The sequence below is a fragment of the Pontibacter virosus genome (genome assembly GCF_003096355.1).
GTDB classification, from domain to species: Bacteria; Bacteroidota; Bacteroidia; order Cytophagales; family Hymenobacteraceae; genus Pontibacter; species Pontibacter virosus.
The window spans coordinates 353,102-375,510 of sequence record NZ_QEKI01000004.1; the positions used below are offsets into that span (position 1 = coordinate 353,102).

Annotated in this window: 22 protein-coding genes; 18 read left to right on the forward strand and 4 right to left on the reverse strand. The window is 51.5% G+C overall.

From position 1 onward, the window contains the following. Positions 1–16: 16 nt before the first annotated feature. From C8E01_RS08665 to C8E01_RS08705, 9 genes are all read left to right on the forward strand, one after another. Positions 17–2,728 carry a putative LPS assembly protein LptD gene (locus tag C8E01_RS08665; RefSeq protein ID WP_116542963.1) on the forward strand — a complete coding sequence of 904 codons (2,712 nt, stop codon included), beginning with the start codon at positions 17–19 and terminating at the stop codon, positions 2,726–2,728. 85 nt (positions 2,729–2,813) lie between these two features. Continuing rightward, positions 2,814–3,632, forward strand: coding sequence for a 3-methyl-2-oxobutanoate hydroxymethyltransferase (panB, locus tag C8E01_RS08670; protein WP_116542964.1), 819 nt, complete (start codon positions 2,814–2,816; stop codon positions 3,630–3,632). A gap of 158 nt (positions 3,633–3,790) precedes the next feature. Continuing rightward, complete coding sequence (locus C8E01_RS08675; RefSeq protein WP_243409487.1) at positions 3,791–4,465, forward strand: RluA family pseudouridine synthase; 675 nt, start codon at positions 3,791–3,793, stop codon at positions 4,463–4,465. Between the two features lie 349 nt (positions 4,466–4,814). Beyond that, complete coding sequence (locus tag C8E01_RS08680) at positions 4,815–5,585, forward strand: acyl-CoA desaturase (RefSeq protein ID WP_116542965.1); 771 nt, start codon at positions 4,815–4,817, stop codon at positions 5,583–5,585. Between the two features lie 288 nt (positions 5,586–5,873). Continuing rightward, positions 5,874–6,419, forward strand: coding sequence for a 30S ribosomal protein S16 (locus tag C8E01_RS08685; RefSeq protein WP_116542966.1), 546 nt, complete (start codon positions 5,874–5,876; stop codon positions 6,417–6,419). A 12-nt stretch (positions 6,420–6,431) separates the two neighbouring features. After that, entirely contained in the window at positions 6,432–6,986 is a 555-nt protein-coding gene (gene rimM, locus C8E01_RS08690) for a ribosome maturation factor RimM (RefSeq protein WP_116542967.1), read from the forward strand. An 11-nt stretch (positions 6,987–6,997) separates the two neighbouring features. After that, positions 6,998–7,675 (forward strand): tRNA (guanosine(37)-N1)-methyltransferase TrmD, encoded by a 678-nt coding sequence (trmD, locus tag C8E01_RS08695; protein ID WP_116542968.1) that lies wholly within the window; start codon positions 6,998–7,000, stop codon positions 7,673–7,675. A 163-nt stretch (positions 7,676–7,838) separates the two neighbouring features. Beyond that, positions 7,839–8,192 carry a 50S ribosomal protein L19 gene (gene rplS, locus C8E01_RS08700; protein ID WP_007657440.1) on the forward strand — a complete coding sequence of 118 codons (354 nt, stop codon included), beginning with the start codon at positions 7,839–7,841 and terminating at the stop codon, positions 8,190–8,192. A 173-nt stretch (positions 8,193–8,365) separates the two neighbouring features. Continuing rightward, positions 8,366–8,953, forward strand: coding sequence for an inorganic diphosphatase (locus C8E01_RS08705; RefSeq protein ID WP_116542969.1), 588 nt, complete (start codon positions 8,366–8,368; stop codon positions 8,951–8,953). Between the two features lie 68 nt (positions 8,954–9,021). Here the strand turns inward: C8E01_RS08705 and C8E01_RS08710 are convergent, their stop codons facing one another. Then, on the reverse strand, positions 9,022–9,726 hold the full coding sequence (locus C8E01_RS08710) for a coiled-coil domain-containing protein (RefSeq protein WP_243409488.1): 705 nt from the start codon (positions 9,724–9,726) through the stop codon (positions 9,022–9,024). A gap of 221 nt (positions 9,727–9,947) precedes the next feature. Between C8E01_RS08710 and C8E01_RS08715 the strand changes: the two genes are divergently transcribed. The 3 genes from C8E01_RS08715 to C8E01_RS08725 all read left to right on the forward strand — a co-directional run bounded on the left by C8E01_RS08715 (position 9,948) and on the right by C8E01_RS08725 (position 12,057). Next, positions 9,948–10,355: a 6-pyruvoyl trahydropterin synthase family protein gene (locus C8E01_RS08715; protein WP_116542971.1), complete on the forward strand. Its 408-nt coding sequence runs from the start codon at positions 9,948–9,950 to the stop codon at positions 10,353–10,355. Further along, positions 10,318–11,013 carry a GTP cyclohydrolase I FolE gene (folE, locus tag C8E01_RS08720; RefSeq protein ID WP_394342107.1) on the forward strand — a complete coding sequence of 232 codons (696 nt, stop codon included), beginning with the start codon at positions 10,318–10,320 and terminating at the stop codon, positions 11,011–11,013. The genes C8E01_RS08715 and folE overlap by 38 nt, the downstream gene beginning before the upstream one ends. Before the next feature lie 120 nt (positions 11,014–11,133). After that, the gene (locus C8E01_RS08725) at positions 11,134–12,057 is read left to right on the forward strand and encodes a TIGR01777 family oxidoreductase (RefSeq protein WP_116542973.1); all 924 of its coding nucleotides are present in this window, start codon (positions 11,134–11,136) and stop codon (positions 12,055–12,057) included. 96 nt (positions 12,058–12,153) lie between these two features. Here the strand turns inward: C8E01_RS08725 and C8E01_RS08730 are convergent, their stop codons facing one another. After that, positions 12,154–14,493 carry a penicillin-binding protein 1A gene (locus C8E01_RS08730; RefSeq protein ID WP_116542974.1) on the reverse strand — a complete coding sequence of 780 codons (2,340 nt, stop codon included), beginning with the start codon at positions 14,491–14,493 and terminating at the stop codon, positions 12,154–12,156. A 185-nt stretch (positions 14,494–14,678) separates the two neighbouring features. Between C8E01_RS08730 and C8E01_RS08735 the strand changes: the two genes are divergently transcribed. The 5 genes from C8E01_RS08735 to C8E01_RS08755 all read left to right on the forward strand — a co-directional run bounded on the left by C8E01_RS08735 (position 14,679) and on the right by C8E01_RS08755 (position 18,115). Next, positions 14,679–15,191, forward strand: coding sequence for a hypothetical protein (locus C8E01_RS08735; RefSeq protein ID WP_116542975.1), 513 nt, complete (start codon positions 14,679–14,681; stop codon positions 15,189–15,191). Positions 15,192–15,211: 20 nt separating this feature from the next. Then, positions 15,212–15,673, forward strand: coding sequence for a YciI family protein (locus C8E01_RS08740; protein WP_116542976.1), 462 nt, complete (start codon positions 15,212–15,214; stop codon positions 15,671–15,673). Positions 15,674–15,697: 24 nt separating this feature from the next. Continuing rightward, on the forward strand, positions 15,698–16,510 hold the full coding sequence (locus tag C8E01_RS08745) for a class I SAM-dependent methyltransferase (RefSeq protein ID WP_116542977.1): 813 nt from the start codon (positions 15,698–15,700) through the stop codon (positions 16,508–16,510). Positions 16,511–16,665: 155 nt separating this feature from the next. Further along, the gene (locus C8E01_RS08750) at positions 16,666–17,571 is read left to right on the forward strand and encodes a UbiA family prenyltransferase (protein WP_116542978.1); all 906 of its coding nucleotides are present in this window, start codon (positions 16,666–16,668) and stop codon (positions 17,569–17,571) included. 67 nt (positions 17,572–17,638) lie between these two features. Continuing rightward, positions 17,639–18,115, forward strand: a complete 477-nt coding sequence (locus C8E01_RS08755) for a hypothetical protein (RefSeq protein ID WP_116542979.1) — start codon at positions 17,639–17,641, stop codon at positions 18,113–18,115. Positions 18,116–18,327: 212 nt separating this feature from the next. Here the strand turns inward: C8E01_RS08755 and rho are convergent, their stop codons facing one another. After that, complete coding sequence (rho, locus tag C8E01_RS08760; protein WP_116542980.1) at positions 18,328–20,172, reverse strand: transcription termination factor Rho; 1,845 nt, start codon at positions 20,170–20,172, stop codon at positions 18,328–18,330. 282 nt (positions 20,173–20,454) lie between these two features. Here rho and serS point away from each other — a divergent pair, with 282 nt between their 5' ends. Continuing rightward, positions 20,455–21,729, forward strand: coding sequence for a serine--tRNA ligase (gene serS, locus C8E01_RS08765; protein WP_116542981.1), 1,275 nt, complete (start codon positions 20,455–20,457; stop codon positions 21,727–21,729). Positions 21,730–21,933: 204 nt separating this feature from the next. On the opposite strand, the gene C8E01_RS08770 is transcribed toward serS, so the two are convergent. Continuing rightward, entirely contained in the window at positions 21,934–22,344 is a 411-nt protein-coding gene (locus C8E01_RS08770) for a hypothetical protein (protein WP_116542982.1), read from the reverse strand. Between the last annotated feature and the right edge of the window lie 65 nt (positions 22,345–22,409).

Here is a 22,409-nt window from a genome sequence, read left to right on the forward strand (position 1 = left end):
GGGAAGTCTGAAGAAGTTGCGCTACATTTTCATCTTTTTGCTGCTGGTGCAGCTCGCCGTGCTTTCTGCCCAGCCTGCGCTGGGTCAACGGGTGCGTCGTCCCACCACTACAGCCTCGCCAAAAGACACTGTCAACATCTCTCCACCTCAGGATTCACTCGTGACAACGGCACCGCAGGGCGACATCGAGACCACAATCAATTACTCTGCCAGAGATTCCATTCTGTTTGAGGTAGACCGCAAAGTAGTACATCTGTATGGAGATGCCAAAATTGATTACGGCACCATGGAGCTTTCGGCAGCTTACATCGAGATCAACTACGACCTCAATACCCTTACGGCTACTACCCTTGCCGACTCAGCTGGCCAGGAGACTGGTACTCCGGTATTTAAGGACGGGGCTGAAAGCTACGCCGCCAAGCGCATCGCCTATAATTACAAAACCAAACGTGGCCGGATCTCTGAAGTAGTAACGCAACAAGGCGAGGGGTATATACATTCTGAGGTGGTGAAAAAAAATGAGGCGAACGAAATTTTTGGTCTGCACAACAAGTACACTACCTGTAACCTCGAGCACCCGCACTTCTACATCAGTGCTGGCAAGATCAAGGCCATACCCAACGACAAGATCATGTCGGGGCCGTTTAACCTCGTGATCGCCGATATACCTACGCCGCTCGGCTTTTTGTTCGGCCTCTTCCCAACGCCAAAGAACAAACGCTCTTCGGGCGTGATCATGCCAACCTTTGGTGAGTCGCGGGCCCGTGGCTTCTACCTGAGCAACGGTGGCTACTACCTGGCCCTGAACGACTACATCGGCACCCGCATCACCGGCGACATTTACTCGCTGGGCGGGTATAAGGTAACGGTAGACAACACCTACATCAAGCGCTACGCATACCGTGGCAACTTCAACATCAGCTACGATTACTTTAAGAATGACGAAGCCGATGTGGCTGACCCGAACCGCTCTACAAACAGCCTGGCCGGTCTGCCGCCTACCCAACGCACTGCCTTTGTTAACTGGTCGCACAGTCCGGTGCAGAAGCCTGGTCGTGGACGATTCTCAGCCAACGTGCGGGCCGGTAGCAGCCAGCACAACCGTGTCAATTTCAACAACCCGAACAATTACCTGACACCGACCTTCAACTCAACCATACAGTACCAGAAGAACATCCAGAACACGCCTTTCAGCTATACTGCTACACTGAGCCAGGGCCAGAACAACGGGGGCTTCGTAGGAGAGGGTGAGAACCAAAGACCGGCTCCCACCACCATGCGCTTTACGCTGCCTGACCTCAACTTTGCGATGACGCAGACGAGTTTGTACGAGCTCTTCTCGAAGAATGTGCCTACCGGCAGGTGGTACGAAAACTTTACCTTCGGATACAACTTGCGGGCCCGAAACGAGGTGTCCAACCAGGTGGCTGCCCGCAGACTAGGGAATGTGCCTGTGGTAGATGGCACAGAAAGAGACACCACCTTTGCGCTTAACTTGAACAACCTGGATCGTCTCTGGCGTAATGGCCGCAAGAGCGCCGACCATAACTTTACCATCGGGCTGGGTAACTACAAGGTGTTCCGCTTCTTCAACCTGACGCCGAACGTCAATTACCGGGAGACCTGGTTCGACAACAAACTGACCTATACCTACGACGACGAGCAGCAGGCCGTACGCATCGACACGGCGAGCTTTGGCAGGGTGTACGAGTACGGTGCAGGCGCCTCCCTCAACACGACTGTGTACGGTACTGTCCAGTTCCCGAAGAGCAAGCGGGTAGAGGCCATCCGCCATACCATGATTCCGAGCGTTAGCTACGGCTACCGTCCTAACTTTGGCGACGAAAATCGTTTTGGCTTCTCCCAAACCACACAGGTAGGCCTGGACTCACTGACGAACCAACCGATCTTTCAGACGCTGCCGCGCTTTAATGGTAACGTGCCTTCCGGAGGTCTGCAAAGCAGCCTGAGCATGCAGATCAATAACCGTGTCGAGATGAAAGTGCGCTCGCGTAGCGACTCCACAGAGGCTAAGTCTGAAAAGGTGAGTTTGATCGACAACCTGAACATAGGGACATCTTACAACCTGGCTGCCGACTCGCTGCGGCTCTCCCCCATTAACATCAGCATGAACACACGCCTGTTCAAAGTGTTTGATGTGAACTTTACCTCTACCCTCAACCCTTACCAGCTTAATCCGGGTGGCACCCGTCCCGTAAACCGCTACATGCTGGAAGGCCCTGGTTTTAAACTCGCCAGGCTCACCAATGCCAACCTGAGTGTGCGGGCCAACTTTAACCCTGCTGCGCGGTCCACTAACGTGCCGCCACCGACCAACCTGCCCGGTATGCTGAACCCAAACGACCAGTTTCTGCCTGACTATGTGGATTTCAACATCCCCTGGACACTGAACCTGGACTACACGATCTTCTACACCGGTGGCACACAGCAGAACCGGGGCGAGATTACGCAGAACATTGGCATGCAGGGTACCCTGAACCTGACCGAAAAGTGGAAGTTTGGCTACATGGCCGGGTATGACTTTACGAACCAGAACATTTCCAACGCCAGTCTCGACATTTACCGCGACCTGCACTGCTGGGAGATGAGCATCGGCTGGAGACCATTCGGCTTGATGCGCGGCTATAATGTGACCATCAACGCCCGATCTGCCCTGCTGCGCGACCTGCGCCTGACCAGAAACAGATCAGGCATGAACTTCAGATAACACTCCGAACAGCCGCGCCAGAAAAATGGGTGGCTGTTTTTGTTTTGATTTTTATAATTTTGAATCAAATCCAAACCAGCATCCTATGTCTGTTCATAAAAGCGACGTAAAAAAAGTTACCACGCACCAGTTGCAAAACATGAAAGAGCGCGGCGAGAAGATCTCCATGCTCACGGCCTACGACTATTCTATGGCCACCATTCTGGACGCTGCCGGCGTAGACGTACTGCTTGTCGGTGACTCCGCCTCTAACGTAATGGCCGGGCACGAAACCACGCTCCCCATCACGCTGGACCAGATGATCTACCATGCCTCTTCGGTGATCCGTGGCGTGAACCGCGCTTTTGTAGTGGTGGACCTGCCGTTTGGCTCTTACCAAGGCAATTCCTCAGAGGCACTGCGCTCTACCATCCGCATTATGAAGGAGTCGGGCGCACATGGCATCAAGCTGGAAGGCGGTGCTGAGATAAAGGAATCGATTGTCCGCATTCTGAGTGCTGGTGTACCTGTGATGGGGCACCTGGGCCTGACGCCACAGTCTATCTACAAATTCGGCACATACACCGTGCGAGCCAAAGAAGAAGCCGAAGCGCAGAAACTGATCGAAGACGCCCTGTTGCTGCAGGAACTGGGCTGCTTCTCGATTGTGCTGGAGAAGATCCCTTCGGAGTTGGCCAAGCGTGTTGCCGAGAAGCTGGAAATTCCGATCATAGGTATAGGCGCAGGTCCGCACGTGGACGGACAAGTGCTGGTAGTGCACGACATGCTGGGCATCAACAAGGAGTTCAAGCCACGCTTCCTGCGTCGTTACGCCGACCTGCACACCATCATGACCGACGCCGTGCAGAACTATGTGAAAGACGTGAAGAGCAAAGATTTCCCGAACGAGAAAGAAGCGTATTAATTTCAGTGAAGAGTTATGAGTTAAAAGTTAAGAGTGAGCGGTATGCGTACGGTAGAGTGCGCGGCTACAGTCTTAACGCTAATACCGGCTTTGATACTGGGCACCTCTGGATAAAACACTTTTAACTCATAACTCTTCACTTTTAACTCTCAACTAAATTGTTAGATGTACTTTTTGAGGATAACCATGTGCTGGTGGTGAATAAGCCGGCAGGACTGCTTGTGCACGGCGATGAAACCGGCGACGAGTGCCTTGCCGATCTGGCCAAAGCCTACATCAAAGAGAAGTACAACAAGCCAGGCAACGTTTACATTGGGGTGGTGCATCGTCTGGACAGACCGGTTAGTGGGGTGGTGGTGCTAGCTAAAACCTCCAAAGCTCTCAGCCGTCTCAACGAACTCTTCCGAAGCAAAAAGACGGTAAAAACCTACTGGGCCGTGGTGCTCAACCGGCCTGCTATACCTGAGCAGACGCTTGTGCACTGGCTCATCAAGGATAGCAGTCGTAACGTAACCAAAGCCTATGCCCGCGAAAACAAAAATGGACTCCGCTCCGAGTTGAGCTACCGCCTGGCCGGGGAGCACGACAAGAATTACCTACTGGAAGTTAATCCTGTCACGGGCCGGCCGCACCAGATCCGGGTGCAGCTAGCCTCCATGAACTGCCCTATTGCCGGTGACCTGAGGTATGGCGCCACCAAACCGTTACCAGACAAGAGCATCGCCCTGCATGCCCGCAGCCTGCAGTTCGAGCATCCCACCCTGAAGACCATAATTACAGTCACCGCACCTCTGCCTGCTGCTCCGATCTGGAAACCTTTTGTTAATGAGTAAAGACGAATGAATAATCAGTAATGATTAGAGTACAGGTATACAATCAGTTTACACCTTGCTTCAGCTTATAAGCCTGGCCTCCCACGTCTGGCACTCCCTGTTCATTGATCATTGTCCTAAACCCATCGCGCTCTACCATTATTCGTTATTACTTATTCATTCCTCATTATTCACTATTCGTTCCTAACTCGTCATTATTAAAAGCTGACATTTATCATCTTTCTGAACTTTTATACCGGTTTTTATTCTTTCTATAAAATCAGATCGTAATTTTGCGGAGGCTTGGTGTGTGCTTTAAGCGCCGCTATACCTGAATCAGAATCAATCACTTCAACATACTAATTGCTTAATGGCCATACTTATTTTCTTCGTACTGCACTGGTACCTCTCCTTGTTTGTGCAGACATTCTTCCTGCACCGCTATGCAGCACACAAGATGTTCACCATGAACCCGTTCTGGGAGAAGGCGTTTTACCTGCTGACCTACATCGCACAGGGCTCTTCATTCCTGTCGCCGCGTGCCTATGCAATTCTGCACCGCATGCACCACGCCTTCTCTGACACGGAGCGTGACCCGCATTCGCCACATTACTCCAACAACGCATTTGCGATGATGTGGAAGACCAAAAACATTTACAACGACGTACTCAACCACCGCGTGGAGCCCGAGCGCCGCTTTGATGGCGACTACCCGCTATGGCCAGCACTGGAGAAGATAGGGGATTCGAAGGTTTCTCGTATTGGTTGGGGCGTGGCTTATGTGCTGTTCTACATCGCCTTCGCCACCCAGTGGTGGATGTTCCTGCTGCTGCCGCTTCACTTCCTGATGGGTCCGGTGCACGGCGCGATTGTAAACTGGAGCGGTCACAAGTACGGTTACCAGAACTTCGACAACAACGACAAGTCGCGCAACTCGCTTTTCTTCGACTTCCTGACAGGCGGTGAGCTGTTCCAGAACAACCACCACAAACTGCCTAACCGCGTAAACTTCGGTGTGAAGTGGTGGGAAGTAGACCCAACCTGGCCGGTGATCTGGACGCTGGACAAGCTGAGCATCATCAAGCTAAAGCCTGTAAAAGTGAAGACAGCCATACCTCCCAGAGCAAAAGCCAACGCTTAAATAGATTTAAAAGCCCTTCGGAAACGGAGGGCTTTTTGTTTACAACAAGGTATAGCACTGCACACAAAAGCTGTTGGGTACATAACTACTCTACGTAAACCGGAATACTTAATAGGTATAGCGTTTACACACCCTATACCTGCAGGGGCACCGCTGCAACGCTATACCTGTATAGGCCTCCCCTAAATCAATCTGTAAAAACCTTGCATTAATCGGCACAAAATCACTACCTTTGCGGTTCTAAAAACTGGCGGACGGGTTTCGCCGACTTTAAATTTTATATAAAAAATGGCTGTTAAAATCAGACTGGCCCGCAGAGGCCGCAAAAAAGCTGCTATCTACGATATCGTAGTAGCTGACGCTCGATCACCACGTGATGGTAAATTCATCGAGAAACTGGGGACTTACAACCCAAACACTAACCCTGCTTCTATCGATTTTAGCGAGGAGAAGGCGTTCCAGTGGTTAATGAATGGTGCTCAGCCAACTGACACAGTGAAGGCAATGCTTTCTTACAGAGGTATTCTGTACAAGAAGCACCTGCAGATCGGTGTTGTAAAAGGCGCTATCACGCAAGAAACAGCTGATGCTCGTTTCGAAGAGTGGAAGAAAGAGAAAGACGCGAAAATCGAAAGCAAGCGTACTACCCTTGGCTCTGAGAAAGATGCGAAGCGTAAGGCTGCTCTTGATGCTGAAACGAAAGTAAAAGAAGCTCGTGCAGAGGCTATCCGTCAGCGTGAGGCTGCCAAGCTTGCTCCTGAGCCAACTGCTGAAGCAGAAGAAGCTCCTGAAGCACCAGCTGCTGAAGGCGAGTCTACTGAAGAACAAGCATAAATTACATCGGCCATGCACATTGATGACTGCTTCCTGTTAGGTCACATCGTCAAGACCCATGGCATCAAGGGACAAGTGGTTGCGTTTTTTGACGTGGACTACCCCGAAGATTATGATGGTCTGGAATCAGTCTTTCTTGAACAACAAGGAAGGCTGATTCCTTTTTTTATTGACAAGATGGAGCCCGTGCAGAAAGGCCGTTTTATTATCACTTTTGAGGATATAAAAACGATCGAGCAGGCCGAGAAGCTACGCAATGTCAACCTATACCTGCCGCTAGACGAGCTCCCGGAGCTGGAAGAAGGGCAGTTCTATTTCCATGAGGTGATCGGCTACCAGGTAGTGGACCAGAACCACGGCCCGCTTGGCACCGTGAAAGACTTTTACGACATGCCGCAGCAACAGCTGATGGCTATGGACTATAACGATCAGGAAATGCTGGTACCTGTGCTGGATGAGGTGTTTGTACGCGCCGACCACGAAGCCAAAGTGCTGCACGTAAACCTGCCGGAAGGCCTGCTGGAAGTATACACCCAGCCCGGCACCCCTGACGACGCCGACGAGTAGCCCCCATTATCATGCGATTTGACATCATCAGTTGCCAGCCCGACCTGCTGGACAGTCCTTTTAGCCATTCTATCGTTAAAAGAGCCCAACAAAAAGGTCTGGTAGAGATCCACATACACGACCTACGCAAGTACGCCATCAACAAACATGGTCAGATAGACGACTATGCCTTTGGCGGCGGAGCTGGTATGGTGATGATGATCGAACCGATCGACAGGATGCTTTCGGACCTGAAAGCCGAGCGGGAGTACGACGCTGTCATCTACATGACGCCTGACGGGCAGACGCTTAACCAGAAAATAGTAAACCAGTTCTCACTCCTCCGCAACGTCATCATCCTGTGCGGGCATTACAAAGGCGTGGATGAGCGCGTGCGACAGCATTACGTAACCCATGAGATCAGCATAGGCGACTATGTGCTTTCGGGTGGCGAGCTGGGAGCAGCTGTGCTGGCCGATGCCATTATCCGGATCATACCGGGTGTACTCAACGACGAGTCCTCCGCCCTGACCGATTCGTTCCAGGACGGGCTGTTGGCGCCGCCAGTCTATACCCGCCCGGCCGACTACAAAGGCATGACGGTTCCTGATATTCTGCTTTCCGGAGACGGGCCTAAGATAGAGCAATGGCGCTTTGAGCAGGCAGTGGAGCGTACCAGACAGCGCAGGCCGGACCTGCTGAACGAGTAGCAGGACAGCTTTGTAAAGGTGTCAAAAGCGTTTCTTTTGCGCTTTTAAAGGATAAGTTTCAAAAACTTACATTTTTTTTCTGCAAAGATTCTTATGTAATAAATAATTGCATATCTTTGCAGTCCGAATTTTGAAGAAGATATTTAGCTTTAACAACATAGCCATGAGCGAATTACTTAAATTTATCGAGCAGGAATCTACAGACAAGCGCGCCTCTTTCCCGACTTTCCAGTCTGGCGATACCATCAACATCCACGTGAAAATCCGTGAGGGTAACAAGGAGCGTATCCAGCAGTTCCAGGGCGTTGTTATTCAGCGCAAGAACGTAAACACAAACGGTGAGACTTTCACTGTAAGAAAAGTGTCTAACCAGATTGGTCTGGAGCGTATTTTCCCACTGCTTTCTCCATCTATCGAGAAGATCGAGCTGGTAAGAAAAGGCCGTGTTAGAAGAGCTAGACTATACTACCTGAGAGGTCTGCAGGGTAAGGCTGCTCGTATCAAGGAAAGAAGATAATTGAAGAACCTGTTTTCATAAGTTTTCCATAGTTTTAGTAAAGGGAGCCGTTTCTAACCAAACGGCTCCCTTTTTTTACACCTGCTATACCTGTCAGGCTATACCTGCTTTGGCCAGGCCTGCTATATTTGTGCAGCTATACCTGCTCTCTACCTTTGTTGTTCTCTACACCCATGAAAACTCTACAACGCTATACCTTCCTGTTGTTCTCCCTGGCCCTGCTAGCCTCCTGCCAGACAGACTATGCCGCCCTGCCTACCTACAATGGCAAAAAACAGTTGCAGGCCGTGATCGAGGTACCGGCTGGTAGTTCGACCAAGCTGCATTATAATCGACAGACGAAAGCCTTTGAGCCCGAGCAGCAGGCCGGCCAGGATCGCATCATACCTTTTCTCCCCTACCCGGCCAACTTCGGCTTTATACCTTCCACAGAAACCAACGCACAGAAGAAACCCTTGGAAGTAATCGTGCTGGCCGGGAGCGTCGCCTCAGGCACAGTGATGGAAGTGATCCCAGTGGGCGTGCTGCAGCTGGAAACAGCCGGCGAACTGGACCACAAGATCATCGCGGTACCGGCAAGGCCAAGCGAGCGCTCCATCAACGCCTCCGACTACAACAGCTTTACCGCTGACTACCCGGCCGCCAAAGCTATCTTGCAGCAGTGGTTTGTGCACCACAACCCAACAGCCAAGAGTAAGATTGTAGGCTGGCGCAACGAGCAGTTTGCCGAACAGGAAATACAGCGCTGGATGAAGCTGTAAGGTATAGCAAAGAAAAAGCCTCCTGATGTGGAGGCTTTCTTGTTTCCGACAGGTATAGCAGCTATACCTTACTTGATATCCCGCAGCTTCGCTCTAACCTCATCCACTGCCTTCTCCATAGCCTGCACCTGCTGGCGGCTGGCTTCCTGCTGCTTCACGTTTAGCTCTACGTTCTGCTCCAGTTGACGCAGTTCGTCGGCATTGCGCACGAGTTCGGCTTCCAGTTCCTGCTTGCGCTTCTTATTCTTTTCGATGCTTAGTTGCAGTTCATTTGCCTGCTTTACGACGCGGTCCTGCTCCTTTTTGGTATTGCGCAGCACGTTCTCGGCCTCGTTAATCTGAAGCAGGACATCTTCCTGATACAGCTTTTTACCGAAGTTTTCCATAAACTGCTCGGCAGCAGTGAACAGCTCGGGGGTCGCATTCTTATCAACGGTTGTCTCTCCAGTTTCCAACGACCACCACACATAGCTGCCGGTTGCATGCGTGCCAACGGTGGAGATGACGCGCACCGGTTGTTTGCTGATGCTGATCAGCTTTGCCTCCTCTACCGTGTAAACGCCTTTGGTATGCTTTACCTTACCTGCTTCTTTGCTCAGGTGGTCTTTCCAGATCTTCTCTACGAACTTCGGGTCCAGTTGTACGCTCAGCTGCTGGCCACTGCGCTTGATACCGCTCACCACCTGTTCGTTTTCCTCTACACGCATCACCTGCGCACTCGCCATACCTGATACCAGCAACATGGCCGCTACCAACAATCCTTTTACTCGCATACTCTACTTAGAAATAATGATTTGACAGGAACAATCGTATACCTACGAAAATAGCTAATCCATAGCATATATCAGATATAAGAGGCAGGATTAATTTAGCGACCGTTCTGTTTGGGTTTAGGGGCCGCGAAGCTTACCTTTGTAGGTTTACAGCCCGGCTAGCCCAATGTGAATTTTTCACGTACGCGAACAATAACACAGTCCCACCTGTTGGAAACGCAATGAAAATAACGATCTGCAGAAAAGAGCACTTTAATGCCGCACACCGCCTGCACAATCCGGCTTGGAGCGACGAGCAAAACGCGGAGGTTTTCGGGCTGTGCAACAACCCCAATTTCCACGGGCACAACTACGAGCTCATTGTGAAGCTGACGGGCGCCGTGGACGAGGAAACCGGATATGTGTACGACATGAAAAAGCTCAGCACGCTAGTAAAAGAAGAGGTGATCGACAGGTTTGACCACAAAAACCTCAACCTCGACACAGAGGAGTTCAGGCAACTGAACCCGACTGCTGAAAACATTGCCATGGTGATCTGGAAGCGATTGCGTGAAAAAATAAGCCGGGAATATGAATTGGCGGTAACGCTTTATGAAACTGAACGAAACTTTGTTGAATATAATGGATAACCAGGAACTGGGCACCGAAGCGGAAGAGATGGACGATCACATGATGAGCTCCCTGGAAACGCCGCTGCGCCCTGACGCATTTGCCCTTTCTGACGCTGAGAAGATCGTGATCATTGAAAGGCACTTCCGCGAAATTATGCATACCATGGGGCTCGACCTCACGGATGATAGCCTGAAAGGAACGCCGCTACGTGTTGCCAAAATGTATGTGCAGGAAATCTTCAGTGGCCTTCATCCGGAGAACAAGCCGGTTATCCGCCGATTTGAGAACAAGTACAAGTATAAGCAGATGCTGGTAGAGCGCGACATCACTGTGTACTCTTCCTGCGAGCACCACTTCGTGCCGATCATTGGCAAAGCCCACGTGGCGTATATGCCCAACGAGCATGTGATTGGCCTCTCTAAACTGAACCGTATTGTACAGTACTATGCCCGCCGTCCGCAGGTGCAGGAGCGCATGACCATGCAGATCGCCAACGAGTTGAAGCAGGCCCTGCAGACGGATGATGTGGCTGTCCTAATTGAGGCGGATCATCTTTGCGTAATGAGCCGTGGCGTGAACGATGTGAGCAGCAGCACCATCACTGCGGAGTACTCCGGCTTGTTCGAGCAGGACCAGTACCGCAACGAGTTCCTGAGCCACATCCGTAAGAAATAAGACCTGCTCTCAGGCAAACCTTTGCGCCGCCTGCTGGTTTTGATCGGTGAAAGCAACTTTCAATTAGTCCTTACCCGTATAGATATATTTCTATATAATTTATAACGACGATCTTTACCTATGGCTGGGAAAATACTCATATCAGGTGGTTCAGGGCTGATCGGATTACGTCTTTCAGAGATGCTGATCGATCAGGGCTATGAGGTAGCGCACCTGTCCAGAGCTCCCGATAAGTTCTCTCATTACAAGACGTTCCGCTGGGATATAAAGGAAGGAACAATTGATGAGAACGCCATCCCCTATGCAGACTATATCATCCACCTGGCGGGCGCCGGGCTGGCTGACGAGAAATGGACGAAAGAACGCAAACGCGAAATACTGAGCAGTCGGGTAGACAGCACACAGCTGCTGCTCAACGGCCTTCAACAAAACAACCACCACGTCAAGGGCTTTATCTCGGCTTCTGCCATCGGCATTTACGGCAATGCAGGTGACCAATTGATGTCGGAGGAAAGCAGTTACGGCGAAGACTTCATGGCCGAAGTATGCAAAGCCTGGGAAGCGGCCGTGTGGCAGATCAAAGACCTGGGCATACGCACTGTCATTCTGCGCACAGGTATAGCGCTAAGCGAAAAAGGGGGCGCACTTCCCCAGATGGCCCGGCCTATCAAAATGATGGCAGGCGCTCCGCTTGGCAGCGGCAAGCAGTACATGTCCTGGATCCACATCGACGACCTGTGCCGCCTCTACATCAGGGCCATTGAAGACACACAATTTGCTGGCGTATACAATGCCGTGTCTCCTCACCCTGTCACAAATGAGGAGTTTACAGAAGCTTTGGCCGAAGCCATGCATAAGCCATTGGTCTTGCCTAAAGTGCCTTCTTTTGCCCTTAACCTGATGCTTGGCGAGATGAGTAATGTGGTGCTAAGCGGCCAGCGCGTGAGCGCTAACAAAGTGATGCAAACCGGCTTTACCTTCGAGTACAATTACCTGGACGAGGCGCTGGAATCCTTTTATAGCAATAGCAAGGACAGAAGTTGATTTCCTATACCTGCACAGGTATAGCGTATACTTTAAAACAGCAGCGCCGACTATACTCTAGTCGGCGCTGCTGTTTTTTTATGGTTCAGGTATACCTTAAAAGGTATCTATCAACTCCGGAATCTCAAAGTTCAGATCGAAGAAAATGGAGTCAGGCTCAGCTTTAGGCAGCACAGTGGTACAGTTGTACTTCTTGCTGATCTTAACAGTCGGCTTCGGAAAGCGGCCCATGGTATAGCCCAGGTCTTTGTCTTGGTAGAGGCGCTCCATGAAAAGGCCGTATACCGGCAGCGCCGTCTTGGAGCCTTCTCCCAGGTTAGAAGTACGGAAGTGAATGCTGCGGTCTTCGCCGCCAACCCACACACCGGTTACTAGGTCCTTGGTTACGCCCATGAACCAGCCGTCGGAGTGGTTGGAGGTCGTGCCGGTTTTGCCGCCGATTTCGTTGCCTTTCCAGAGGTCGTATTCCCACAGTGCCTGCGACGTGCCGCCCGGTTCTTCTATACCTCCTTTGAGCATGTGCATCATCAGGAAAGCCGTCTCTTCGCTCAGCACTTTCTTCTGCTCCGGCACAAACTGCTCGATCACGTTGCCGTCACGGTCCTCGATGCGGGTGATGAAACGCGGCGCGGTATGGAACCCGTGGTTCGGGAACGTACCGTAAGCGCCCACCATCTCGTAAACCGATACATCGCTCGGCCCCAGGCCAATCGAAGGCACTTTATCCAGTGGGCTGCTGATGCCTAGCTTATGGGCATAATCAACCACGGTTTCCCAGCCAACCAGCTCGGTAAGTTGGGCAGTGACAGAGTTCACCGATTTACCCATACCACGGCGTAGCGTCATAGGCGCACCGGTATACTCCCAGTCAGCATTCGTAGGCGACCAGCTTTTCTTCTCCCCTTTCTCCACGTAATTGATGGTGATGCGGGTGTCCACAATCTTGTCGCAGGGCGAGTAACCATTGTCTATAGCCGCTACATACACAAAAGGCTTAAAGGTTGAGCCCGGCTGGCGTCGCGCCTGCTTCACGTGGTCATACTTGAAATACTTATAATTGATACCCCCTACCCAAGCCTTGATTTCGCCGGAGAAGGGATCCATGGTCATCATACCGCCGTGCAGGAAGCGCTTGTAGTAGCGCAGCGAATCCAGCGGCGACATAGTCATTTTCTTTTCGCGCTCCGGGTTGTCCCAGGTAAACACCATCATGTCGCGGGGCGTGTTCAGCTCTTTGTTGATCGCGGCTGTATTGTCGCCGTGCTTCTTTTTGAGGCGCTTGTAATAGTCGGTACGCTTGATGGTTTCTTCAATGAAGTTCGGAATCTCGCGGTTCTTCTCGTCCACCCAAGGGTTCTGGCCCTTCCAGTGGTTGTCGAAGCGGCGCTGCAACGTGCGCATCTGCTGCTCCATGGCAGCCTCGGCATGCGCCTGTATGCGCGAGTCGATGGTGGTGTATACCTTCAGGCCGTCGCGGTATAGATCGTAACCGTTCTGCTTGCACCACTCCTTCATAAAATCGGCCACAGCCCCCCGGAAGTAAGTGGCTGGTCCGTCGTAATGGTTTTCTACTTTATAATTCAACTCCAAAGGCAACTGGCTCAGCGAATCAGCTTCAGCTGCACTGAGGTAATCGTACTTAGCCATCTGCCCCAGTACTGTATTGCGGCGGCGGGTGGAGTTCTCCGGGTTAAAGCGTGGACTGTAGAAAGTTGGGGCCTTGAGCAAACCCACCAGCACAGCGGCCTGCTCGGGTTTGAGGCTATCAGGAGAGGTGTTGAAGAAAGTCTTAGAGGCGACCTGTATACCGAAGGAGTTACTGCCAAAGTCTACCGTGTTCAGGTACATGGCCAGGATCTCTTCTTTGGTATAGCGTTGCTCCAGTTTGATGGCGGTGAGCCACTCCTTGGTTTTGGAGATGACAATGTTCAGACCAGGTATGTGACCCAGCACGCCTTTGGAGTCGTCGGTGCGGGTCTTGTACAGGTTTTTAGCCAGCTGTTGTGTAATCGTGCTACCTCCCCGGCTTTCGCCACGCAAGTTGTCGTACACAGCACCGAAAATGGCCGTCGGGTCTATACCTGCGTGCTCGTAAAAACGGATATCCTCGGTGGCTATGAGGGCGTTGATGAGCGTTGGCGACATCTGCTTGTAGCCTACCGGGCTGCGGTTCTCGCGGAAGTACTTTCCGATCAGCTGCCCGTCGACGGTATAGAGTTCGGAGGCCTGGTCGCTACGCGGGTTTTCCAGCCTGTCCAGACTTGGGGAGGAACCGAAGAGGTAAAAGAAGTTGTACTCCACACTTACCAGGTAGCCAACCACCACCATCAGTCCCAACAGAAACAGCTTCCAGGTATAGCCAATGATGCGGCCATAAACGGACCTTCTCTTTTTAACCGGTTGCTTTACTTGTTCTTTTTCTTGCTCTTGCAGCATGTTATTTCATCAGGGCAAATTGCCTGTATTTTTCCGGATCGCTTCTCTCTAATCTACTGCAAATATACCTTTTGTGTACAAATACTTTCTCAGAAACGGATAAAACTTAGTTAGCAATATGCATTAGCTGTTATAACTTTGGCAGGCCCTGCCTATCTTTGCCGGGTAGCATTACCCATACACCCATGCAAGAGCAATTACAGGCAGCGTTCGACAAGATCAAGGGGCTGCCACTGACTAAGACCACCCGCAGTGAACTGGTGCAATACTTCCATTTCGGCAAAACCAGCTATACCACGCCGCAAGGATTGATTCTAGACGTGGGCCTCTATACCCTGGCCGTGAACTGCCCCTGGACCTTTGAGCAGGCCAATGGCGAAACCATCAAGCACAGCGAGGTGTTTATGCGCAAGCGTGAGCCCGGCCTGCCTTCCCCCAAATTCGACTGGAAAGTGCCCGGTGCCAACCTCCGCGACCAGCGCCTGCAGGGACTCGTGATCAGCAGCCAGGCCCTGGCAATAGAGAGCGCTGTAGTAAGAGACGCATACGGTATAACCCTGACTTTTGTGAACGGCGACCGCCTGATCCTGACTCCTGATCTGGGCAAGCCACAGGAAGAATACTGGCAGCTGTTCAGCAATTCCGGTGATAATTTCAGCATCGGGGTCGGGGCTGCAGGCGTTGTGGAACGCAGATAAGTTTCTATACCTTTACCGTAATGAAAAAACTGCTACAAACCACAGGTATAGCTCTGGCCCTCGGTCTTTGCTGCACACTAGGCGCTCAGGCTCAATCCAAGGCAAAGCCTGCTGCCAGAAAAGCGCCGGCCGCTACAGCGAATGAGACTCCTAAAAAGTCTGGCGAGATGGACATGAGCCAGATGAAGACCTACTACATGGCCCTGCTCAAGAAAGGTCCTTACCAGCCAACCGACACAGCTGAGGTAAACAGCATTCAGCGTGGGCACATGGCGCATATCCGGAAGATGGCCGCTGATGGCAAACTGGTGATGGCCGGTCCGTTTCTGGACAATGGCGAACTGCGTGGTATTTTCATTTTTGACGTGGCTACCCTGGAAGAGGCGAAGGCACTGACAGAGGCAGACCCGGCCGTAAAAGCCGGCAAGCTGATCATGGAGCTGCATCCCTGGATGAGCCAGCGCGGCACAACATTACCCTAGCAACCTTTATAAGCAGAGGGCAGTATGCGAACAAAACATTCGCTGCTGCCCTTGAACTTCCGCCTGCATCTATTCGAGCTCGAAGACCAGCCCTGGTTTCCGCACATTTTCCGGCAGGGCATGCTCGATTTTCTGCGCTTCATGATCTCGAAGCTCGGCGCTTACGGCCCGGCTATACCTCTGCTAGAGGAACTGCTCCGGCGCAGCGGTCAAACGCACTTCACCGACCTTTGCTCGGGTGCCGGCGGTGGCATAGCAGGTATACGCGAAGCCCTAAGCCAGCGCATGGGTGAACCTGTGCGCGTCACCTTATCTGACCGGTACCCCAACCTGGGCGCGTACGAATACTTACAAGCCGAGTCCGGTGGCCTGATTGACTTTATTGACTCGCCTGTTGATGCCACCAAAGTGCCACCGCAAATACAAGGCGTTCGTACCATCTTTTCTTCTTTTCATCATTTCAGGCCAGAGCAGGCGGTGGCTATTTTGCAGAACGCTGCCGATCAGCGGGCGCCCATCGGCATCTTTGAAGGAGGCGGCAAAACCTGGGCTGAACTGATCATCTTCCTGCTTACCTTCCCGATCATTATCCTGTTGGTGACACCTTTTATAAGGCCTTTTAAACTGAGTCGACTTCTGTTTACGTACCTTATACCAATTATCCCACTGGGTATCATGTGGGATGGCCTGGTATCGTTGTTCAGGCTATACAATCCCCGGATGCTGGACGAGTTGCTGGCCCGCGTGCATACCCCGCCCGGCTATACCTGGCGCAGCGGCATCGTAGGGAGCGGACCTGGCCAGCAGGTCATTTACCTGCTGGGATATCCGGAGTAATAAAATTGTTGATTGTTGATTGCTAATTGCTGAACAAGGAGGTATCAACATCATAAAAAGAATAAAGCCTGATTTGAGAATTGATAACATAAGACTTGACGGTTTTGGTAAATGAGATAAAAACAATCAACAACTAACAATCAACAATTCACAACTTGAAACAAGTCGCTATACCTGTCATCGCAAAATATAGCAGCGCCCTGACCCTAATGCGGATCCCGTTTTCAGTATACCTGATGCCGGTGTACTGGTTTGCGCTCAGCGTGGCAGATGGCTATACCTTGTGGCGGGCGGCGGCTGTGTTCCTGATTCTGCACGTACTCGTATACCCTGCCAGCAATGGCTACAACTCTTATCACGATCGGGACGAAGGCAGCATCGGCGGGCTCCGACGGCCTCCAAAAGTCACGCATGAGTTGTTTCACCTGGTTCTGCTGTTCGATGGGCTGGCCTTGCTGATCAGCTTCTTTCTATCGCCGCTGTTCGCCCTGATGGTCGCATTATACCTGTTGGTTTCCAAGGCTTACAGCGATCGGAGTATCCGGCTCAAGAAATATCCCATTATCAGCACGCTGGTCGTTACAGTTTTCCAGGGAGCGTTTACTTTTCTGATGGTACAGGTCGGGACTGGTCTGGACATGCAGCAAACCCTGCAGGCACCCAATGTCTGGTTTGCCTTGGTGAGCACACTCTTTCTTTGTGGCTCTTACCCGCTCACACAAATTTACCAGCACCAGGAAGACAGTGAGCGAGGTGACAAAACGCTAAGTTTACTGCTGGGTATACGGGGCACTTTTGTGTTCGCAGGTATTGCGCTCAGCCTGGGAGCGGCACTTCTGATTGGGCTATACCTGGCGCTGGGGCAACTGCTCAACATAGTGATCTTCCTGCTTCTCACCGCGCCCATCACCTATTACTTTCTAGGCTGGGTGCGCCGGTCATGGCAAAACCCCGGAGAAGTGAATTTTGAAAATACGATGCGCATGAACAAGATATCATCGCTTTGCATCAGCCTGGCTTTTTTCCTGATACTCCTGCTGCGATCAGTTTACGCTTCGTAGTTTCATACAAGACATCGGTTTATAACTACCTGGGCTGATTGCGTATAACAGCAAAAACCGTCTCGCCATGAAACTTCTCTACGCTGTAATAGGTGGACTTGCCGCCACCGCCGCCATGGCCTTCCTATACCTGCTTTCGTATGTAACGCACCGTGTTATGAAGGTAACCCGGATACTGGGGACTATGCTCATGAACCGCACGCAACCTGATGGTTCGCTCTCGGAAGCGACTAACACCAAGGGATACGGCACCGTGGCGCACTACCTGGTCGGGATTATTTTCGCGCTCTTCTACATTGCGCTGTGGCATTCCGATGTCGGACTCATCAATGCTTCCTGGGGATTTCTTTTCGGATTGGCGCATGGCCTGATCGCGATGTTCATCTGGTATCTGTTTTTCATGGTACACCCCAAGCCGCCGCTCATTGCACTCCGTACTTACCTGACCACACTCGTTTTTGCACACATTGTCTTCGGCCTGGTACTTACTTATACCGTCTACCTGTTAGCTAAGCCGGATTACCCGTTTTGGAGTTTATATTAAAAGGTTAAATTGTTGAATGGTTAAATTGTTGACGGTTAAATAAGTTTTGTAAAGGAAACCGATCAATTGAAAAGATAGCCTAAGTATTTCAGCGCTGTGGTTGATAAAAGTTCTCACTTAACAATTTAACCATTCAACAATTTAACCTCCAAAAACAGGCCGGCCCCACTGCTACAAAGCAATGGGGCCGGCCTGTTTTTGGTAAAGTATCCTTACCCGTTCATCGAAATCAGGAACTCTTCATTGCTCTTGGTTCCCTGCATTCTGTCTTTCAGGAATTCCATGGCTTCTACGGAGTTCATGTCGGACATAAACTTGCGTAGGATCCAGATGCGGTTCAGTTCGTCGCGATCCATGAGCAGGTCTTCGCGGCGTGTACCTGATGCCGGCACGTCGATAGCCGGGTAGATTCTGCGGTTGGCCAGTTTGCGGTCCAGCTGCAGTTCCATGTTACCGGTACCTTTAAATTCTTCGAAGATCACCTCGTCCATTTTAGAACCGGTGTCGATCAGAGCAGTCGCGATGATGGTGAGTGAGCCGCCGTTCTCCACGTTACGGGCCGCACCGAAGAAACGCTTCGGCTTGTGCAACGCGTTGGCATCCACACCACCCGACAGGATCTTGCCTGATGAAGGCACCACCGTGTTGTAGGCACGCGCCAGACGCGTGATGGAGTCGAGCAGGATCACCACATCGTGGCCGCACTCTACCATACGCTTGGCCTTGTCCAGCACAATGCTCGAAACCTTTACATGGCGGTCAGCAGTTTCGTCGAACGTAGAGGCAATCACCTCTGCTCTCACGCTGCGGGCCATATCGGTTACTTCTTCCGGGCGCTCGTCTATGAGCAGGATCATCAGGTATACCTCCGGATGGTTTTCGGAGATAGCGTTGGCGATCTCTTTCAGCAACACGGTCTTACCTGTCTTCGGCTGCGCCACGATCATACCACGCTGGCCTTTACCGATCGGGGCAAACAGATCGAGGATACGGGTTGAAAGCAGGTTGGGCTTGGTCGTCAGTTTCAGGCGCTCTTCCGGGAAAAGCGGTGTCAGGTGCTGGAAAGGGATACGGTCGCGGATTTCCTCTGTAGTTCGTCCGTTCACCAAATCCACCTTGAGCAGGGCAAAGTACTTCTCCCCTTCTTTCGGCGGACGGATCTGTCCTTTCACAGTATCGCCCGTCTTCAGACCAAACAACTTGATCTGCGAAGGAGACACATAGATATCGTCTGGCGAGGCCAGGTAATTGTAATGTGTAGAGCGAAGGAAGCCGTAGCCATCCTGCATCAACTCCAACACACCTTCATTTAGGATTATTCCGTCAAACTCGCGGAAGTTATTGCTACTTGCGGCTGCGTTCTGCTGACGGCGTGGCGCATTATCTCCGCCACGGTTGCTCTGGTCAGGGCGGCTATCGCTGCGATTGCCCACTTCAGGACGCTGCTCGCGATCAGCTCGGTTGCCTACTTCAGGGCGCTGCTCACGATTGTCGTTTCTTTCATTTCTTTCGCTACGCTCAGGACGCTGAGATTCAGTTCTGTCATTGCGCTGCTCCGTTCTCTCTGCACGTTCAGGACGCTGCTCTGTTCTCTCCACACGTTCCGGACGAGCCTCGGTGCGCTCCACACGCTGTTCCTGTCGCTGCTCACGCGGCGTGCCATCGTTGCGGTTGTCGCGGCGGGTCGTTACGCGCTCACGTTGTGGACCGTGGTCCTTTACGGGTGCTGCTTGTTGTACTAAAGTCGGGCTGGTTTGCTCGCGGCGGGCTGCTTCGCGGACAGGTTTTGCCTGGGCTGGCGCCTCGGCTACTGGTGCCTCTTGCTCTTCACTGATCGTAATTGTGTTTTCCGTAGCGGCGGGTTCGCTGGCGGCTGTACTGGAGGAGGATTTTACTTTTTTCGGCAATTTGTCGGGAGGGGTTATGGCTTGCTGGTCAAGGATTTTGTAGACCAGATCCTGTTTGCTGAGTTTCTTGAAATTCTTAACACCCAGGTCTTCTGCAATTTCCTTGAGTTCTGAAAGAAGCCTATCTTTCAATTCTTCAATATTGTACATAAATGTGGTATGGTAGTTAAATTAACCTGCTTGGCACGCATGGGCGGACGCAGCGAGAGCTTGACTTATTAATTCGGAAAATGAATGAATGCGATAGAGTTTTGTGCGGCTCAGGAAAGGGCCTGCCATAAATTGCACTGCAATGTTATTGCAATGCTTATTAATTAACAAATATTAGCGGAGAATTTGTTGAAAATGTTTCAGATTTTCCTTAAAAGATTTCGTAAATGCCGCTTACAACCTAAAAAAGTATATTTTTGCAGCTATACAAAGACTCAAACTATGCTACAGCTAAACATTTTAAGAGAGCAGACAGCGCTTGTGATAGCTGGACTTACCAAGAAAAACTACAAAAATGCCGCCCAAGAGGTAGAGGCTATTGTAGCCCTGGACCAGCAGCGCCGACAGGTGCAAAGCCAGCACGATGAGCTGCAGGCCCGTGCCAATACCATCTCAAAAGAGATCGGTATACTGATGAAGAACGGCGACCGCGAAAAAGCGGAAGCCTCCAAAGCAGAAACATCAGAGTTAAAGCAGCAGACCAAATCGCTGAGTGAGCAGCTAGCCGCCATCGAAGAGCAAATACAGCAAGCACTATACAAGCTGCCGAACCTTCCGCATGCAAGTGTTCCTGAAGGTAGAACAGCAGAAGACAACGAAGTAGTTCTACAACACGGTGAAATTCCTACACTGCACGAAGGCGCCCTGCCACACTGGGAGCTCATCCAGCAATACGACATCATCGACTTCGAGCTGGGCAACAAGATTTCCGGCGCTGGTTTTCCGGTATACAAGAAGCAAGGCGCCCGCCTGCAGCGCGCACTCATCAACTTCTTCCTGGACGAGGCCATGAAAGCCGGCTACATAGAAGTGCAGCCACCTATTTTGGTGAACGAAGCCTCTGGCTACGGCACCGGTCAGCTGCCTGACAAAGACGGCCAGATGTACCACGCCACTGAAGACAACCTATACCTGATCCCGACGGCCGAGGTGCCGATCACGAACCTGTACCGTGACGTGATTGTGCCGGTGGAGCAGCTGCCGATCAAGAACGCGGGCCATACACCGTGCTTCAGAAGAGAAGCCGGATCGTGGGGAGCCGATGTGCGTGGTTTGAACCGCCTGCACCAGTTCGACAAGGTAGAGATTGTACAGATTACGCTGCCAGAAAAGTCATACGAAACGCTGGAAGAAATGAGCAGCTACATCCAGGGCCTGCTTCAAAAACTGGAGCTCCCTTACCGTGTGCTGCGCCTGTGCGGCGGCGACATGGGCTTTACCTCTGCCCTCACCTACGACATGGAGGTATACTCTACTGCCCAGAACCGCTGGCTGGAAGTAAGCTCTGCCTCGAACTTTGAGACTTACCAGTCTAACCGATTGAAACTGCGCTACAAAACGGAGTCGGGTAAGACGCAGCTGCTGCACACGCTCAATGGCAGTGCCCTGGCATTGCCGCGTATCGTAGCCGCTATCCTCGAAAACAACCAGACACCAGACGGCATCAACATGCCGAAGGTGCTGCACCCATACCTGGGTTTTGAGAAGATTTCCTAGAAAGTGAAAATTTTAAGGTTGTAGAGATTCCTCTATACCTGAACAAAGAAGCGCCGCTGAGTTACTTCAGCGGCGCTTCTTTGTTTTACTGGACTTATACCCCAATGCTTGAAGTCAATTCTTAGCGTTTGGAATTGAAGATTCATTCCTTGATCATCTTCAAACCTTTAACTTTCCAGAGCTTCCTATCTCCAAATCGGGGAACTATCCAAACTGCTCCAGGTACTGCTGGTAGTAATTCTTAAGCTTATACTTTTTGAGTGTTTCAGTCTTGGCCTGTTGTATACCTGCTTCGCTAAGCGATGTCTGCGAGAGCAGCTTCTGCAGCGGACTTTCAGATGTTTCGTCTGCTGAGTTTAGTGTCACTTCTTCGTACCGGGCCAGAAACTGCTCAGACAGGGCTAGCTTGTTTTTTTGCACTTGTACAAAGCCAGCTGACACCAGCTTTTCGAGCCCCTGCTCCAGGTCTTGCAACGCCAGCACATCGCCATCCAGGGCGTCGATCATCAGCAGCACATCCTGCAGGGTAGCGCCGCCTTCGCCGCCCGTTGCCAGCAGCAGGGCATCGAGTAATTGCTCGTCAGTGGCCTGCCAGCTCAGATTAAATTTGGACATATTAATTACTTTTCTGAATCTTTATAGGTGCCGTTTGCGCAAAAGCAGCAAACGGCCTTTTCATT